The organism is Loktanella sp. F6476L, from assembly GCF_023015725.1.
GTDB lineage: Bacteria > Pseudomonadota > Alphaproteobacteria > Rhodobacterales > Rhodobacteraceae > Yoonia.
On record NZ_JALKAR010000001.1, the window covers coordinates 957,702 to 974,614 of the forward strand.

16 protein-coding genes and 1 tRNA gene are annotated in these 16,913 nt (G+C 53.8%); 12 read left to right on the top strand and 5 right to left on the bottom strand.

All coding sequences use genetic code 11. From position 1 onward, the window contains the following. The first annotated feature begins 137 nt into the window (after window positions 1-137). Window positions 138-1,559, top strand: a complete 1,422-nt coding sequence (locus MWU61_RS04835; protein ID WP_247127108.1) for a deoxyribodipyrimidine photo-lyase — start codon at window positions 138-140, stop codon at window positions 1,557-1,559. Here the strand turns inward: MWU61_RS04835 and MWU61_RS04840 are convergent. After that, on the bottom strand, window positions 1,556-2,689 hold the full coding sequence (locus tag MWU61_RS04840) for a hypothetical protein (RefSeq protein WP_247127109.1): 1,134 nt from the start codon (window positions 2,687-2,689) through the stop codon (window positions 1,556-1,558). The genes MWU61_RS04835 and MWU61_RS04840 overlap by 4 nt on opposite strands. 252 nt (window positions 2,690-2,941) lie before the next feature. Between MWU61_RS04840 and MWU61_RS04845 the strand changes: the two genes are divergently transcribed. The 8 genes from MWU61_RS04845 to MWU61_RS04880 are packed head-to-tail and all read left to right on the top strand — an operon-like array spanning window position 2,942 to window position 11,041. After that, window positions 2,942-4,153: a cyclopropane-fatty-acyl-phospholipid synthase family protein gene (locus MWU61_RS04845; RefSeq protein ID WP_247127110.1), complete on the top strand. Its 1,212-nt coding sequence runs from the start codon at window positions 2,942-2,944 to the stop codon at window positions 4,151-4,153. Window positions 4,154-4,195: 42 nt separating this feature from the next. Next, window positions 4,196-4,636, top strand: coding sequence for a TrgA family protein (locus MWU61_RS04850; protein ID WP_247127111.1), 441 nt, complete (start codon window positions 4,196-4,198; stop codon window positions 4,634-4,636). 1 nt (window position 4,637) lies between these two features. Beyond that, window positions 4,638-5,756 carry an NUDIX domain-containing protein gene (locus MWU61_RS19850; RefSeq protein WP_247127112.1) on the top strand — a complete coding sequence of 373 codons (1,119 nt, stop codon included), beginning with the start codon at window positions 4,638-4,640 and terminating at the stop codon, window positions 5,754-5,756. A 51-nt stretch (window positions 5,757-5,807) separates the two neighbouring features. After that, window positions 5,808-6,857 carry a cysteine synthase A gene (locus MWU61_RS04860; protein ID WP_247127113.1) on the top strand — a complete coding sequence of 350 codons (1,050 nt, stop codon included), beginning with the start codon at window positions 5,808-5,810 and terminating at the stop codon, window positions 6,855-6,857. Beyond that, a complete protein-coding gene (locus tag MWU61_RS04865) occupies window positions 6,854-9,328 on the top strand; it encodes a DUF3772 domain-containing protein (RefSeq protein WP_247127114.1) in 2,475 nt (824 codons plus the stop codon). The genes MWU61_RS04860 and MWU61_RS04865 overlap by 4 nt, the downstream gene beginning before the upstream one ends. Then, window positions 9,325-10,059 carry an alanyl-tRNA editing protein gene (locus MWU61_RS04870; protein WP_247127115.1) on the top strand — a complete coding sequence of 245 codons (735 nt, stop codon included), beginning with the start codon at window positions 9,325-9,327 and terminating at the stop codon, window positions 10,057-10,059. The genes MWU61_RS04865 and MWU61_RS04870 overlap by 4 nt, the downstream gene beginning before the upstream one ends. Next, window positions 10,056-10,676 carry a M35 family metallo-endopeptidase gene (locus MWU61_RS04875; protein WP_247127116.1) on the top strand — a complete coding sequence of 207 codons (621 nt, stop codon included), beginning with the start codon at window positions 10,056-10,058 and terminating at the stop codon, window positions 10,674-10,676. The genes MWU61_RS04870 and MWU61_RS04875 overlap by 4 nt, the downstream gene beginning before the upstream one ends. Then, window positions 10,673-11,041 (top strand): hypothetical protein, encoded by a 369-nt coding sequence (locus MWU61_RS04880; RefSeq protein WP_247127117.1) that lies wholly within the window; start codon window positions 10,673-10,675, stop codon window positions 11,039-11,041. Before MWU61_RS04875 ends, MWU61_RS04880 begins: the two co-directional genes overlap by 4 nt. A 10-nt stretch (window positions 11,042-11,051) precedes the next feature. Here MWU61_RS04880 and MWU61_RS04885 read toward each other — a convergent pair whose 3' ends face one another. Further along, window positions 11,052-12,194, bottom strand: a complete 1,143-nt coding sequence (locus tag MWU61_RS04885; RefSeq protein WP_247127118.1) for an AI-2E family transporter — start codon at window positions 12,192-12,194, stop codon at window positions 11,052-11,054. A gap of 140 nt (window positions 12,195-12,334) precedes the next feature. Between MWU61_RS04885 and MWU61_RS04890 the strand changes: the two genes are divergently transcribed. Together MWU61_RS04890 and MWU61_RS04895 are read left to right on the top strand one after the other, a co-directional pair. Further along, window positions 12,335-12,424: transfer RNA gene (locus tag MWU61_RS04890), tRNA-Ser, on the top strand. Window positions 12,425-12,588: 164 nt separating this feature from the next. Beyond that, complete coding sequence (locus MWU61_RS04895; RefSeq protein WP_247127119.1) at window positions 12,589-13,563, top strand: hypothetical protein; 975 nt, start codon at window positions 12,589-12,591, stop codon at window positions 13,561-13,563. Between the two features lie 173 nt (window positions 13,564-13,736). On the opposite strand, the gene MWU61_RS04900 is transcribed toward MWU61_RS04895, so the two are convergent. Next, complete coding sequence (locus MWU61_RS04900) at window positions 13,737-14,252, bottom strand: single-stranded DNA-binding protein (protein WP_247127120.1); 516 nt, start codon at window positions 14,250-14,252, stop codon at window positions 13,737-13,739. Window positions 14,253-14,401: 149 nt separating this feature from the next. Between MWU61_RS04900 and MWU61_RS04905 the strand changes: the two genes are divergently transcribed. Next, window positions 14,402-14,989, top strand: coding sequence for a lytic transglycosylase domain-containing protein (locus MWU61_RS04905; RefSeq protein ID WP_247127121.1), 588 nt, complete (start codon window positions 14,402-14,404; stop codon window positions 14,987-14,989). On the opposite strand, the gene MWU61_RS04910 is transcribed toward MWU61_RS04905, so the two are convergent. Next, entirely contained in the window at window positions 14,990-15,844 is an 855-nt protein-coding gene (locus tag MWU61_RS04910; RefSeq protein ID WP_247127122.1) for an AraC family transcriptional regulator, read from the bottom strand. 64 nt (window positions 15,845-15,908) lie between these two features. Then, window positions 15,909-16,796 (bottom strand): tRNA (adenosine(37)-N6)-dimethylallyltransferase MiaA, encoded by an 888-nt coding sequence (miaA, locus tag MWU61_RS04915; RefSeq protein ID WP_247127123.1) that lies wholly within the window; start codon window positions 16,794-16,796, stop codon window positions 15,909-15,911. Window positions 16,797-16,913: the final 117 nt, after the last annotated feature.

The following is a 16,913-nucleotide window of genomic DNA, read 5'->3' on the forward strand; positions in this document are numbered from 1 at the left end:
CGGTAACGCCGTGGCCCTTTTTCGTTTCGGCCCGCTGTGATGTTGGCTGATACTTATAGTATCAGGCAAATTGGCTACGAACGGTTGTTGACCTCTGCGACGTAGGGCTATGTCTGATTAAAAGAAGGACAACTGCTGTGACCGATACCAGCCCGATTATTGTTTGGTTCCGCCGAGATTTACGCCTCGGCGATCACCCCGCATTGACGGATGCCTGCAAATTGGGACGGCCGGTCATTCCGCTTTTTATTTACGATCAGGTGACCGAAAAACAGGGTGCGGCCCCACGCATGCGGCTGGGGCTTTCGGTCAAAGCTTTGGCTGATGACCTTGAAGGGATTGGAAGCAAACTGATCTTGCGGCGCGGGGATGCTCTGACTGTCTTGCGGGACGTTATTGCGGAAACAGGCGCGGACACGGTCCTTTGGTCACGGCAATATGACGTTGCAGCCAAAGCGCGCGACACAGATGTCAAATCCGCGCTGAAAGCGGATGGACACACCGTGCAAAGCTTTCCGGGGCATTTGCTGTTCGAACCATGGACCGTGGAAACCAAGACCGGCGGCTTCTACAAGGTTTTCACGCCCATGTGGAAAACCGTGCGGGGACGTGAACTCGATACTCCGTCGGCCCGACCATCGAAGCTCGCCCAGCCTGACAATTGGCCAAAGTCTGTCGCGCTTGATGACTGGAACATGGGGGGCGACATGAACCGTGCCTACCACGTGTTGCTTCCACATTGCACGGTTGGTGAAGCGGCCGCGCGGGACCGTTTGGACACCTTTATTGCGGAGCGTGTCGAGACTTATCAAAAGAACCGGGATCTGCCCGCCGTCAAAGGAACATCAGGGCTATCTGAAAATCTGACCTATGGCGAGATTTCCCCGCTTGTTTGCTGGCATGCAGGATGGCAGGCGCTACACGATGGTAAATCCGATGCAGAGATTTTCTTGAAAGAACTCGTCTGGCGCGAATTTGCTTACCACCTGTCCCATCACACGCCCCGTATCGAGACGGATAATTGGAAAGAGGATTGGGACGCATTCCCATGGAATACGGATGAACGGCGGGCGGAAGTGAAGGCATGGAAGCAGGGGCGCACAGGTCTACCGTTTGTCGATGCGGCGATGCGGGAAATGTATGTGACCGGGACGATGCATAACCGTGGTCGCATGATCGTGGCGTCTTACCTGACGAAACATCTGATGTGTCATTGGAAAATCGGAAGTGATTGGTTCGCCGATTGTTTGATTGATTGGGATCCTGCGTCAAATGCAATGGGCTGGCAGTGGTCAGCAGGCTCGGGCCCGGACGCCACTCCCTATTTCCGCGTGTTTAATCCGGTGTCCCAACTGGACAAGTTCGACAAGGATCACCGTTACCCGAACCGCTGGATTGCGGAGGGGCAAAATGATCCACCTGACACCGCTTTATCCTACTTCGATGCGATCCCTAAGCAATGGAACATGTCCGCAGATGATCCATATCCCGACGCCATCGTTGCCCCAGATGTGGGACGCAAGCGTGCATTAGATGCCTATCAGTCGCGGGATTTCTAAAGGTAGGATTGCGACGCGCGGCTTAACCAAGTTGTCAGATAAGTCAGTGCTGCGCCCTTTGCCTGTTCTTCAGCGATGTCGGAACGAACTCTGGTCGCCTTTTCCATAAGCGCAGCGTTTGCACCTTTCAGGATCCTACGGGCTTCTTCTGAATCCGAGATTTGACTAGCAATTGACCCACTACCCATACAGCTCGTTAACCCATTTGCGATAACCGTCTTGTATACAGCACCGGCACCAGCATCGGACGCCACACCTCCCGCAGCTTCATCGATGGCCTTGTCCAATATCGCCTTGGGGCCATCCATCTGATCCGCCAACCGTTTTGAGATCTCGGCACCTGCTTTGCCGAATTTGCCGCTGTCGAATTGTCCAAAATAGATTTGCGTATCGGGTGCGCGTGCTTCCTTGAGATAGGCCGTGCATTGTTCGCACGGCGTAAGTGTTGAAAAGACAACAGACTTTGCTGGTAGTTGCTGGGCCGTGGGGTTTTGCCGGAAGTATGAGATCAACATGCTTACTTCGGCGTGACGGTAAGAGCCTGTGTTGATGCCCGCAGCCAAGATGGTGCCCGTGTCGCTGACTAGTAAAGTCGCGACATAATTTCCAAGACCCGCAAACGCGTCCCCTGAACTTTTATCAAGCAGGCCGTAAGCAGCCAGCATATAATAACGCAATGATCGTGTAACACCGGTCTTGTGCGACCCGTCCTTGGCACCCCCCCGCACGTAAGTGTCGGGATCGCGGGATGCGACTTCAACAGCGGCTGCATGTAATCCGCCCTCAGGGAACGGGGCGCTGCCACCGTTGGCACGCATACTCAGCGGCCAGATACGTGGATCATGTTTTTCAAGTGTCACTAGTTTTGCGCCATCCCCAGTTTCAGATTGCAATGACGTCAATCCTTTGACGCTAGGCGATCCAAACCGCACCCAAGACGTTTTTGAATTGGTGTAGTTTGTGTAGATCTTCCGAACAGTCATCGGGCATGATTGGCTACAGTTGATGTAAGCTGGAAGACGCGGGTTTGAGGATTCCCAATAGTGGAACACATCGCCGTCTAAAAAACCGGCTATATTTTTCTGCGTGTAAGGTGTCGCTTTCAGGAAGTCGTGTAATTTGATTGTCATGAAAATGGCCTTGTTTGAACTCAGAAATGGATTGCTCGGCAAAGGGGATTAAGATTTTTCAACTAAGCCTATGCGGTAGTGAAGCATCAATTTTAGTTGCAATCAACGTTTGAGAGCTGCTGGGTCTGATATGACTAGCCAGCGCTGAAACTAATTTCTTCGACGTGCGTGACTCTTGTTAACAAAACACTAATCTTTTCAACAGCGTCGGGGACAGCCTTGCGCATCATGACAAGAAACGGACCCTGCACGATGATCCTGACGACGACCCAAGGCCAAAAAGACTTACCGCGCTACTTTGCGTCCATCTTTGATGTGATGGGAAAAATGAAGCGGGGTCGTGTGGATATTACATTGCCGGACGGTCGGGTTTTTCGGATCGAAGGCGAAGAACCGGGGCACGTTGCCGAGGTCACCATTCATAATCCCGATACTTTTGCGCGGACGATCCGCGAAGGTGATATGGGTTTCTGCGAAGCTTACATGGATGGGTGGTGGTCCACACCTGATCTGATGGCTTTCATGGATCTGATCCACGACGACGACGCGGAAGATATCTACGATGGTTTTCCGGGCCAATTCTTTGTGCGAGCATACGAACGCATGCGGTTCTGGATGCAGCGGAACTCAAAGTCCCAGGCCCGCAAAAACATCTCCTACCATTATGATCTTGGAAACGATTTTTACGGACTGTGGTTGGACGATACCATGACCTATTCGTCAGCGAAATTTCTGACGGGTCAGGAAAGCATGGAAGCGGCGCAGACCGAAAAATACAAATCCATGGTTGACGAAATGGGTGTCCAACCTGGCGATCATGTTCTTGAAATTGGCTGCGGTTGGGGCGGTTTCGCCGAATACGCTGCCAAGGAACGCGGATTGAAGGTGACCTGCCTGACGATCAGTGAGGAACAGTTTAGGTACGCTGTGGATCGTATTGAAAAAGCAGGTCTTTCGGATTTAGTGACGTTCAAGCTGCAGGACTATCGCGATGAAAAAGGCACCTACGACGGGATTGCGAGTATCGAGATGTTCGAAGCCGTCGGTGAACAATATTGGCCCGTGTACTTTGACACTGTGCGTGAACGGTTGAAGCCCGGTAAAAACGCGACGCTGCAAATTATCACGGTCGCTGACAGGCGTTGGGAGATATATCGCAGCCGCCCAGACTTTATCCAGAAATACATCTTCCCGGGCGGCATGCTGCCAAGTCCGAAGATCTTGCGCGACGTTGCCACAAAACACGGTTTAGGCGTGAAACAGTCGATCGAATTTGGTGACAGCTATTCGATCACGTTACGCCGTTGGTACGATGATTTTAACGCAAAGTGGGATCAGGTCGCTGCAATGGGCTTTGATGATCGGTTCCGGCGGATGTGGAACTTTTATCTGACCTCTTGTGCTGCGACCTTTGATAGCGGAAACTGTGACGTGACGCAGATTACCCTGACCAAGGCGGCCTAAGACCGCGACAAACATGGCAGGGTGCGCAGAGGGAGCTATGATATGCCAACCGCCGCCCGCCTAATTGCCGCCATTTGCTTTGGCGCACTTGGACTTGCATTCGCTTACGCAGCCACAACGTACTTCGCAGAGGCCCGACAACCCAGTTACTGGTTCCCATTAAACGGCGGAATTGGCCTAATTGTTGGCTGGGTTATTGCGGGAACGCGCGCCGGCAATGGAACAGGGGCAGGTATCGGAAACGGCATCACGGCCGGTGTCGCATTGCTGTTCTGGGTTTTCTTCTTCGTCTCATTCGTCGACATGATCCAAAAATCAATGCGCAACGCTTATGATGGGCCAGTCGAAGCGGTCGTTGGGATTTTTGAATTGATCGGTGACTATGCCGTTCAGTTCGCACAAGTGGATCTTGGGGTATTGATGCTTGTTGGGTCGGTCGTTTCTGGTTTGATTATCGAATTCGTCGCCGCGCGTTGGTCTTAACGTGAGCGTTTTCATCTACGGAACGCTGCTAGACGCGACACTGCGATGTCGTTTGCTGGGGCGGAATGTATCCGCAAAAGCGGCGACGCTGTCGGGTTATGTTTTGCGCGAACAAAAGTCAGCCCCGCTGCCTGCTATCGTTGCTCAATTTGGCACTATCATTTCCGGTCTCTTGTTGGACGATCTCACAGCGCAGGAAGTTGCGAAACTAGACGCCTATGAATTGCCATTTGATTACAACCCCATACCGGCGGCGATTAATGTAGAAGGTCTGAGCGTTGAGGCGCAGGTCTATCTTCCCGGACCGTCTGTCGACATCTCGGATCGCGAATGGTCTTTGGAACGTTGGCAGGATCAATCAGGTGGACTAAGCCGTGAAATGGCCGTCGAGATTGGCAGCTACGATCCGCCCTTGGCTGGTGATGCGTTGCGTAGGCAGTGGAACATGATTGCTTTGCGGGCATCGGTACGCTTGCGGGCACAAGAACAAGACGCTCCGACAAGGGTGAGAACTGCTGCGCAACCCTCTGATTTTGCAGCGGAACACAGCGGCCCGCTCTCTGGTGATTTCTTCCGACTGGCGCAGTTGCAAGTGACCCATCGCACATTTCAGGACGACACCGCTGGTCCATTGCCACGCGAAGTTTTCATTGGGACGGATGCTGCGCTTCTCTTGCCCTATGATCCGGTGACCGATCACGTCCTTCTGGTCGAACAAATCCGGATGGGACCGATGTTGCGCGGGGCTGCAAACCCATGGGCGCTTGAACCCATCGCGGGGATGATCGACGCAGGCGAGACACCGGAAGAAGCCGCGCAACGCGAAAGCGAAGAAGAGGCGGGATTGCAGGGCGTCGCACTGCAGAAGATGTTTTCCTATTATCCGTCGACTGGTAGCTCCACAGATTACTTCTATTGCTATCTGGGACTGTGCGATTTGCCGGAACCCACGACCTATACCGGTGGCTTGGCAACTGAGGCTGAAGATCTGCGGCTGCATGTGATCCCATTCGATACGGCGTTCTCGTTAATCGAAACCGGAGAGGCCGAAAACGCCGCCATTGTTTCGATGCTTTTGTGGCTTGCGCAGAATCGCAGCCGTTTGCGCGGCACCGCTTGAGTTTGCGCCCTGACAGGCCTACTTAGGGACAACACAATCGAAAGCTTTGACATGTCCTCATTCGCGCCCATTAAGTCCGATCTTGCCGCTGCTGTAGGCAACACGCCACTGATCAAATTGCGCGGCGCCTCAGAGGCAACTGGTTGCACCATCCTTGGCAAGGCTGAGTTCATGAACCCTGGTCAATCCGTCAAGGATCGCGCGGCTTTGTTCATCATCCAAGACGCCGTTGCAAAAGGGCTTTTAAAGCCAGGCGGCACGATTGTTGAAGGCACGGCTGGCAATACCGGAATTGGGCTGGCTTTGGTTGGCGCGTCTATGGGGTTCAAAACGGTTATCGTGATCCCAGAAACTCAGTCCGAAGAAAAGAAAGACATGTTGCGGCTGGCCGGCGCGGAACTTGTTCAGGTGCCAGCAGCGCCGTATCGCAATCCCAACAACTTTGTGCGCTATTCCGAACGTCTGGCCAAGGCGTTGGAGCGGACGACGAACGAAGGCGTCATTTGGGCAAACCAATTCGATAACGTCGCTAATCGCCAAGCCCACATTGAAACCACAGGTCCCGAGATTTGGGATCAAACTGACGGGAAGGTAGATGGTTTTATCTGTGCGGTAGGTTCCGGTGGGACGCTTGCGGGCGTGGCCGAAGCGTTGCAGCCGAAAGGCGTGAAGATCGGTTTGGCCGATCCGGATGGTGCAGCGCTTTATAATTATTACACCAAGGGTGAACTGACGATGACCGAAGGGTCGTCCATCAATGAAGGCATCGGTCAGGTGCGGATCACCAAGAATCTCGAAGGTCTGAAACCCGATTTCAACTACAATATTCACGACGCTGAAGCGCTACCTGTTGTCTTTGACATCATGGAAAACGAAGGCTTATGTCTCGGCGGGTCATCTGGTGTGAACGTCGCTGGCGCAATGCGTATGGCCCGCGACATGGGGCCGGGACATACGATTGTAACGATCCTGTGTGATTATGGAACGCGGTATCAATCCAAGCTCTACAATCCGGCGTTTTTGAAAGAAAAGGGCCTGCCAGTCCCATCTTGGCTGGAACGCGCGCCCGCAGATATCCCGTCGGTGTTTGAAGACGTATGAGCACACCACCAAAACAGTCAGACAGGCGGCTGATTTGGGCAATTGTAGCCTTTATTCTATGCGTTTGGATTGGCTCTGTTTCGTTCGGCCAAACGTTAGATGATACCGAGACATCGATTGCGGACGCCGGACATCAAACGATTGGTGACCTGTTAGGGATCGACATTGAATCTTGGTCAAAGGTCGCGACGCGTACTGAAGGTATATTGCTGCGAAACAACACGTCTGCGTTTGGTTTGGATCGTGTCCGTACGGAACTGACAACTTGGCGCGACGTGTTCGCTGATGCCAAGGAAAAAAACGCAGCGCGTCTCGCGACTGTTGAAAGTCAGATCGCGGCATTGGGCACAGTACCTGCCGAGGATGAAACCGAAGCAGCGGCTGTGACCGCGCGCAGGACAGAATTGATTGCTTTCCGCGATGAACTCGCGGCACCCGGATTGCTTGCCGCTGAGGCGCACGCACGCGCGGTCGGTATGATGAGCGAAGTCGAATCCCAATTGCGTGCACGTCAAACGGTTGCATTGATGGTGCGCAGTGTATCGCCCTTAAACCCAGTCTATTGGCCTGATGCGGCGTTGCATCTGTTTGATGGCGTCAAAGCCATCGGCAACGAAATTACTGCTGGTGTGATGAACCGCCAATGGAATAGCACGAATTTAGGGCGATTACTTTGGGCGTTGATTGCGATTGGCGGTTCAATTCTGCTGTTCCGACGTACGCAAAAATTTATGGATAGTCGTACGGCGTCCACTGCGGACGGGGCGGGGCATCTGGTATCGGATTTCTTTGGTACGGTGTTGCAGGCATTGATCCCGCTGTTTGGACTTGTTCTACTGACGTACGGGTTAACGACTTTAGATGTGTTTGGTGTGCGGGGGGAAACCGTCCTGCGTGAACTGCCGCTAACAGGTAGCACCATCATTTTGGCGTCTTGGCTGGGCAAGCAATTCTTTCCAATGGGGGACAAATACGGCCCCTTGAACCAACCAACAGAGGTTCGGATCAAGACCCGCCGCACGGCTATCATTCTGGCGTGGCTCGTAGGGCTCTGGTGGCCGTATTCTGCGTTTGTATCGTCCGGATCAGATAGCCCAGACGCGATATCGGTGCTTTATTTCCCATTCATTCTGGTCGTGGCCATTGTTCTATTCCGGTTTTCGACGTTGTTGCGCCACGCGCCTGACGCTGCGGCTGGCGAAGACATCAGCGTCGGGCGGACGCGGTCTGTTGTGGGGCGTGTGGTGCAATTGGTAGCCATCGCAGCGCCCGTTCTGGGCCTATTCGGTTACGATGCCGCAGCAAGGGCTGTGTTGTTCCCGACCTGTATTTCGCTAGGGCTTATCGGGGTGATCATTTACTTGCAGTCACTGTGCTACAGGGTCTACGACCTTTTGTACGGCATCGAGGAAGGACGCAAAAAGGCACTTGTTCCCGTTGTCGTAGGATTTGTGCTGTTCATCGTTTCACTGCCGATCTTTGCGTTGATTTGGGGTGCCGAACGGTCTGATTTGCTATCGTTCTGGTCTCGGTTCACGGCCGGTTTTTCCATCGGCGAAACCAGTATTTCCCCATCTGATTTCTTGACGTTCGTGCTGATATTCAGCGTCGGGTACCTTTTGACTGGATTCATCAAGACGTCATTGCGGTCATCGGTTTTGCCGCGCACGTCGCTGGATCTAGGGGCGCAAGATGCGATTGTCGCGGGTTTCGGATACGTCGGGATTTTTCTTGCTGCGGTCATCGCAATCACCAGTGCGGGGATTGATTTGTCGAACCTTGCGATTGTGGCGGGTGCTTTGTCCGTCGGGATCGGTTTTGGATTGCAAACAATCGTGTCGAATTTTGTATCGGGGATCATCCTTTTGATCGAACGCCCCGTAAGCCAAGGCGACTGGATCGAGGTCGGCGACCGCATGGGGTATGTGCGTAATATTTCGGTGCGGTCTACTCGCATTGAGACCTTTGACAGATCCGACGTGATCGTTCCGAACGCCGACCTGATCAGCAATCAGGTCATCAACTGGACGCGTGGAAATCTTGCGGGACGTCTGATCCTATCCATCGGCGTGGCCTACGGAACGGACGTTGATAAGGTCGCAGCTATCCTGAAAGACATCGCTGAAGCGCACCCGATGGTGATTATGACACCGCCACCGGCGATCATGTTCGTGAACTTTGGTGCTGATGCGTTGGAATTCGAAATTAGAGCGATTTTGCGGGACGTCAATTTTGTGGTTTCCGTACGCTCCGAGCTGAATTTTGAGATTTCGCGCCGCTTTGCTGCCGAAAACATCGAAATTCCGTTCGCCCAACGTGACATTTGGTTGCGCAATCCGGAAGTTTTGCGCCAAGCTGATAGCGGGAAACAAGCCGATGACAGTAAAGATATGACCGAAACACCGAAATTCGCACAAGAACCGCATCCAGATGTTGAAATGTCTGATCCGGATGCTGGGGATACCACATGACGACGACGCCGTTGTACCTTGAAGACGCTTATCGCCGTGAAGCCGCAACGCGTGTGACCCAAATCACGGATGAAGGCGGGATTGTGCTAGATGCGTCCTTGTTTTACCCGACTTCAGGTGGCCAACCCGGTGATAGCGGTGTTGTGCGTTGGGGGCTTGCCGAAGACGAAAACGCGATTGAGATTGCGACGACCGTCAAAGGTACCGATGGCCAGATCGTATTGGTGCCAGCAGAACCGTCCGCATTGCCGCCTGAAGGGACGTTGGTCAGACAGGAAATAGCGTGGGATCGCCGTTACAAACATATGCGGGTTCACACGGCGCTTCATCTGCTGTCGGTTGTCATTCCCTTGCCCGTGACAGGCGGGTCCATTTCGCCGGACAAAGGGCGTTTGGACTTTGATATGCCAGAAGCGCCAGAGGATCGCGAAGAGATCGAAAAGACGCTCAATATGTTGATCGACTGTGATTTCGCCGTGAACGAAGAATGGATCACGGACGCCGAAATGGATGCCAACCCCGGGCTCGTGAAAACGCTTCGTGTGAAACCACCGCGCGGGACTGGACGAGTGCGGTTGGTGCGCATTGGCGTCGGTGATGACACGGCTGATCTGCAACCTTGCGGCGGCACGCATGTATCGCGGACATCGGAAATCGGACGCGTGCGGCTTGGCAAAATCGAAAAGAAGGGCAAACAGAACCGCCGGGTTTATTTGCACCTCGACACGTGATCCGGTCAGCGATCTTTCTTGGTGCTGCTATCACTGTATTTGCCGCGACACCCGCCGCCGCCCAAACATTCGAGGGCTGCACAAAGGCGGAACGTGGGATCATCATTGCAGCACTGGATCGGTCGAAACGGCTAGTCCTCACGGCAGCGACCGCGGTTGGTCCAACGCCGGTTTACACAAGGTGGTTTGGCAAGTTTAGTCCGCGCAACGGCGATTTAGTTCGGCGGAACCTCAAAGCGGTAGTGTCAGCAGTCCGGACCGGTCAAGTCAGTGCAGCCTGTGTCAATCACGGTGTCGGCCTTTGTGATCAGGACACCTATGCCTTCGTCGATCCTGACGAACATTACGAAGTGAAACTCTGCCCGAGCTTTTTCCAGATGCAAACGATGAAAGAACTCGACGACGAAAGCGCGGCTGCGGGGAATGGAACGCGGGCAGGGACCCTTATCCACGAGATCACACATTTCACAGTCGTCGCCGGAACCGATGATATCTGCTATTCGCGCGAAGTCTGTACTGAAATGGCGATTGATGCGCCCCAAAATGCGTTGATCAACGCTGATAGCTATCAGTATTTTGTTGAGGATGTGACGTATTACGGGGTCGAAGGCGAATGACCTTCCAATTGGCCTGTCGGATTACGGCCTTGGTTGGCCTAATCTTGTTCGTCATTCTTGTCGCAGTTCCGGGCAATTACACCGCAACCTATGGCGTCGCTGCAGATGCGGGCGGCAGTTTCATGGGCCACAGGGCCAGTCCGCTATTCTTAGGTTTGGCGGTACTGTTATGGGGGCTCAGCCAGAACCAAGACCGCGATGTGCAGCGCGTGGTTTGTATTTGTATGATTATAACGTTTGCGGGTGTCGCCTTGACGGGTATCTCTGCGTTCCTTGGTGGGATCGCATCGTCGGTCGTTTTATTAGCGGCAGTCGGTGAACTGTTGATCGCCGTTGCATTCTGGTACATCAGCCCTAGGGCCTAGGGCCTAGGGCCTAGCGGGCAGCACCGTGCGGCTGTCTTTGCCGGTCTGGCGTGCGGTACAACGCTGTTTCTTCCTCCGGCAATCCCTCACGTGATAGCAGGATCGCAATAGGGCGCAAGGCAGGCACATGGCTGCAGACAACCAAGAGCATGACCATGATCGGGACAGACAGGAACATCCCCGGAATACCCCAAACAGCGCCCCAGAACGCAAGTGACAAGATAATCCCAAAGGACGACAGCCGCAATGCGCGTCCCATCATCATCGGGTCAATGATATTGCCGTTGATGAACTGAATGACACCCGCGATGCTGACGATCACAATTGTGGTGGCAGGATCGTGAAACTGAACATGCGCTATGAGCGCTATGAGCGCAGTCGCAATGATCGACCCGACATTGGGCAGAAAATTCAGCATGAAAGTGATCAAACCAATCGCAACAGCCAATTCGATGTCGAAGGTCACCGCCAAGGCGTATGTCATAAGGCCTGTCAAAGCACTGACAACCGTTTTGACCCAAAGATAGTAGTTCACACGCCAAATGATCGACGAGATGATCTTACTGACACGTGCCGCTCTTTGTGGATCGCCAATGAGGTTCACTAGCTTGATGTCGAACCAAATCCGCTCAGCAAAAAGAAATCCAACAAACAAGATGACAAGAACCGCTGCTTGGGTCACATCACTGGCGCGTCCGGCCAAGGTCCGCGCGTAACTGCCAACGTCGAAAGACTGTAAGGCGCTGAGAATCGCAGCTTCGGTGCCTTCACCCATGAAACCAAACAAAGACGCGACTGCCGTCGGCGCCTGTTCTGCAAAACTGACCGTCGTGATTAGGACGTTGTTGATCTGGGTGAGCATAAAGCCTGATGCCGCCATCAACGCGGCTGCAATCAAAACAAGGGCTGCAATACTCGCGACAACATCCGGCACCCGGAACGGACCAAGGCGTTGACGCGCGATAAAGTCGATCACAGCACTGGTCAGGCTAAACAACACAATCGCAGTCGCCAGCGACACAAGCATGAACCGGGCCTGTACCAACAAGAACAGAACCACGGCAAAGGCGATAATGATCAACGCAGCAGATTGGACCCGCGCCAAATCGACGGTGCCTTGCTTGTGAGATTGAGGATCAAGTTTGGGCTGCATATGTCCGGCTTAGTTGGTGGCGACGACATGCGCAATATAGGCACTAATCGTGTCATCGGTAAGACTTTCGAAAAAGGTGCAAAAACCTGGAACTTAGGGTCTTGCAAACCGCCCCCGCTTGGCGATAAACCCCGCGCAACGGACAGGTGGCCGAGTGGTCGAAGGCGCACGCCTGGAAAGTGTGTAGGCGGGAGACCGTCTCCAGGGTTCGAATCCCTGTCTGTCCGCCATTCCCCATCAACGATAATTTCCATAGTTTGATTGTTTCTACAGTTGGACTGAACGAGCTCATTTTCGAGTCTTTAGTTCAAGGTATCGTGCACGTTTACAGAAATTACGTGACCTGTCCTCCGAAACCTGTCAGCCATTTTGTATTTAGTTTGGGGGATTAGAGATGAACGATACGATTAAAGGCAGCAACAACATGCAAGCGGACTTGATCCAGTTTGCACGGCGCCTGTTGGAAGAGCAGGGCCAGGAAGTGAGTGGTCAGTCCGACAAGCAGATTAAATCGATGTTGGATCAGATACCCCGCAATGATCAGATCAAATTGCTTGCAATGCGCTCTGCGTACCGGCTTGCAGGTGGAACGATTGAAGGAACCCAAACTTTGGCGCAGCAGCAGGCAGGTGTTGGTGTCGTGACTGCCGATCCGGCAGCAATGGCACGGACAATCCAAATGATTGTCAAAAACTTTGACCATTCGACGCCAGAGGATGGCAGTGTCTTTTGGACAGGCGTGGACCGCAACAAGCTCCGGTACCTGATCTCGACGTGGAACAAACAACATCCGACGAAGATGTTCGGCCAGCTTGAAGCGACAACAGATACGCGTTTTATGGATGGCGTTTTGGGAGGCGACTGGAATACGGGGGGCGGCAAGACCTATTTTGACGCGGCGTCCACGGCTTTGGGGCGCGGTGCGACCGGCCACGTGACCAGCGTACAAATGTACGGTTTGCAATCATCGCCCGATAAGATTTTCACGAATGTCGAATTGCCAGCGCTTCTCAAGTCCATGGACGATGATCTCGCGAACAATAAACAGCCCAAAATTACGAACCTGTCCATCGTCGTCATTAATCCGATTGGATATCCCGAAACTTGCCGTACGTTCACGAACCTACAAATTTGTAGCATCAACTTGATCAAGAATATTGGGGGCAAGGCGCAGATCTATAATGCGTCTCAAGGGGCCGCTGCGGGGAAAGTTGGGCTGCATGGTCCGACACGCATTCCGGCTCGCGTGCGTCACTATTGGCTGCAAAAGTACCCGGTGCCAATCAGCGCGACCGCACAGACGATTGCGCAAAACGTTGCATCAATCCTGTATGGGCCTGACCGGTTTGATTTTAATAAGCAGCTCTGAATAATCCGTGACCTTGTCGCGTGTCGGCTTTGTGCCAACGACACGCAATGGGTCAAGCTTGGGAGTGCGATGCGCTAGTCGAGTCGTTTGCTACCTTGGCGGGTCTGATTTGACCTGGCGAAAATTCTGCCCGCATCAAAAAAGGGGCCGGCGAAGCCGGCCCCTGATATTTTTTAGAACGGGATTTCATCGTCCAGGTCGGACCTGCTACTGCCGCCGCCACCTGAATCGCGACCGCCACCGCTTGGGCCGCTGTCATATCCGCCGCCACTACCACCTCCGTAGCCGCCGCTGTCACCTCCGTAGCCGCCACCACCGCCACCGCCTTGGTTGTCACCACGGCCGTCAAGCATCGTCAGTACGCCGCCAAAACCTTGCAGGACAACTTCTGTTGAATATTTGTCCTGACCGGACTGGTCCTGCCATTTACGTGTTTGCAAAGCGCCTTCGATGTATACCTTGGATCCCTTACGCAGGTATTGCTCAGCGATACGGACAAGGCCGTCATTAAAGATCGCGACCGAATGCCATTCAGTCTTTTCGCGGCGTTCGCCTGTGTTTTTGTCTTTCCAAGTCTCAGACGTCGCGATGCGCAAGTTGCACACCTTTCCGCCATTCTGAAACGAACGGACTTCAGGGTCGCGGCCCAGATTCCCAATCAAGATAACTTTGTTGACCGATCCAGCCATGTCTAAACTCCCCAGCGATTCTGCATATTCGATTTGGCGCAATCTACGTTTCTCCGCTCAGAGTTAATAGTCCGTTGACACGAGAGATTGGCAATTTCTGGAAAAGTTATTAGGTTCGCCGCAAGCGACACATTGCAAGGCGCCTGTTTATGAAAAAAGTAACCGTGTTTTTGACGACCTTCGGGATGTTTGCGGGATCCGTCGTTTGGGCTGATACCGTGTCGACCCGTACCCGTTCAGGGCTGTTGCAAAGCCAGTTATCCGTTTTGGATGGTCGCGCGACATCACAATATTCCAGTTCGATCCGGCTTCAACCGCCTCGGGCCATTGTGCCATCGGCGCAGCCGCAGACGCCTGCATATACCGGTCTTTACAAAGGCCCGTTTCTGAATGTCGCGCGATCTGCCGCACAGCGGCACCAAATTCCAGAAGATTTGTTCTTGCGCCTTGTTCAGCAGGAAAGCGGCTGGAATGCCAATGCGGTTTCGGTCAAAGGCGCGCTTGGCCTCGCCCAGTTGATGCCAGATACGGCGCGCGGCTTGGGCGTTGACCCACGTGACGCCGCGCAAAATCTCGAAGGCGGCGCACGCTACCTCAAGGCGCAATACGATAAATTCGGTGATTGGCGTCTCGCACTTGCAGCCTACAACGCAGGGCCGGGTGCCGTTGAGCGGTACAACGGCATTCCCCCATACAATGAAACCCAGAACTATGTGCGCGTCATTTTCGGTAGCTGATTAAACAGGCCGCAACCCTTTGCCTGCGCCGTTCTTGCGGAAATGCGATGGTGTGTGGCCCATTTTGGCCTGGAAGCTGCGCGTAAAGTAAGCAGCGGATCGAAACCCAAGGTCTTTGGCAACGTCAGCGACAGGCGTGTCCGTTTCGCGCAGAAGCAGGCAGGCCTCGTAGGTGATCCGGTCGCGCAGCAGTGCCAGCGCCGATCTGCCGCATGTCTGATTACAGCAGCGGGTCAGGTGGGTTGGTGTTACGCCGAGTGCGGCTGCAAAATCCGCGACACCCTGTGCCGTCTTGTAGTCCCGTTCGATCAAGTCCGTATAAGCCGCAACCAGGCGCGCAGCTGTGCCTTCAGTGCGATCATCGACGGCCCGCACTTGGGTGAGCGCCATTTGACGTTCGAAGAAAACGGACAGCAGTCCCAAGTGGTAATGAGCCGCGCGGGAATGCGTCTGTTGCGTAGCGGTGAGTTCTTGTTCGATTGCTTCGAACATCGTGGCGGCCTGTTTTTGGCCTTGAACGTCGCGGAGCCGCAGATGAACCGGTTCATCAGGCCATTCGCCCGCCATCGCGTTTGGAATGGTCAGTATCGTGCCAAAAACGGTTGGACCTGCCTCATATCCATACATCACATTTGCGGGCAGATAGATCAGGTTGTTTGGCCCATAGCCATGCGTCATGCCGGCGACCGTGATCCGGCCCTGTCCTTTGGTGATGAACAGAAGACGGGGCGACGCGTGACTCCGCATGGCTTCTGTACGCCAGTTGCCAGCCAATTGGTTGTACGCAATTGGTGTCATGGAAAGCGAAGTAGATTGCATCGTCTTAACCGACGGTTGTGATCTTGGCAGTGTCATTGCATGTCCCCACAGCAGCTATGTACAATTCTGCCAAGCAAGAACCCTTAAAACAATGGGGAATTCATGTTTGAAATGTGAAATCTGTGGACAAATCTGTGGATGAAATCGGTATTGTTGCCCAATCCTTCATTCGTGCGCGGAACCAGGTTCTTTGACGCTTTGCGTATCGGCGCGAGGCAATGATAGTGGCTTCACGTGCTTGGGCGAGCGACATCTTACCTTTCAGGTGCGCTATCAGCTCCGGGGCACCGATTGCTTTCGACGACAAATGATCGGGATTCCAAGCGGGTAACATCGCCTCTGCTTCGGCAAGCGCACCCGCTTCCAACATCAAATCAAAGCGCTGTTCGATCCTTGGCGTTAGCCATTCTTTCGGTGCATCCAAAACGATAGGTGTAACGTCTGTCAATGGCAGTAAAGGGGCAGGGGTATTATCTTGCCAATCGGCCAATGTCCGTCCGGTGGTCGTCAGAACTTCCCAAGCACGCTGCACACGGACCGGGTTCTTTGTGTCGATCCGTGCGGTTGTTTCGGGGTCAAGTTCAGCCAATAAAGCTCTGTAGTCTTGGGCATCTGCTTGTGCGCGTACGTCGGCTGGTGTTGGCGGAATATCTGCCAAACCTTCGGTCAATGCCGTCAGGTACAGACCCGTGCCCCCCACAATGATCGGACGTTCCCCGTCTAACAGCTTGGCCACGTCGCGCAGCCAATGCCCGACTGAATAGTTGCCATCGAACGGAACATGCCCGTATAGTGAATGTGGCGCACGCGCGAGATCCGCATCGTCTGGTCGTGCCGTCACGATGCGCCAGCCATCAAATACCTGTAATGCATCAGCATTTACGATCACGCCGCCTTGGGTCTCGGCGATATGTAGCGCAAGGGCGGACTTGCCTGACGCCGTCGGCCCCGCGATCACAACTGGCCTGTCTTTCGAAATTGTAATCATGTCAATCGATTAGGCCTTCTGTGGCGGTTTGTCGTGTGGCGTGGTCGTATCAATCGCGATCAATAGGGATTTCCGTCACTCTGCCATTGTACCCAAGCCGTTTTTGCGACATTTTGC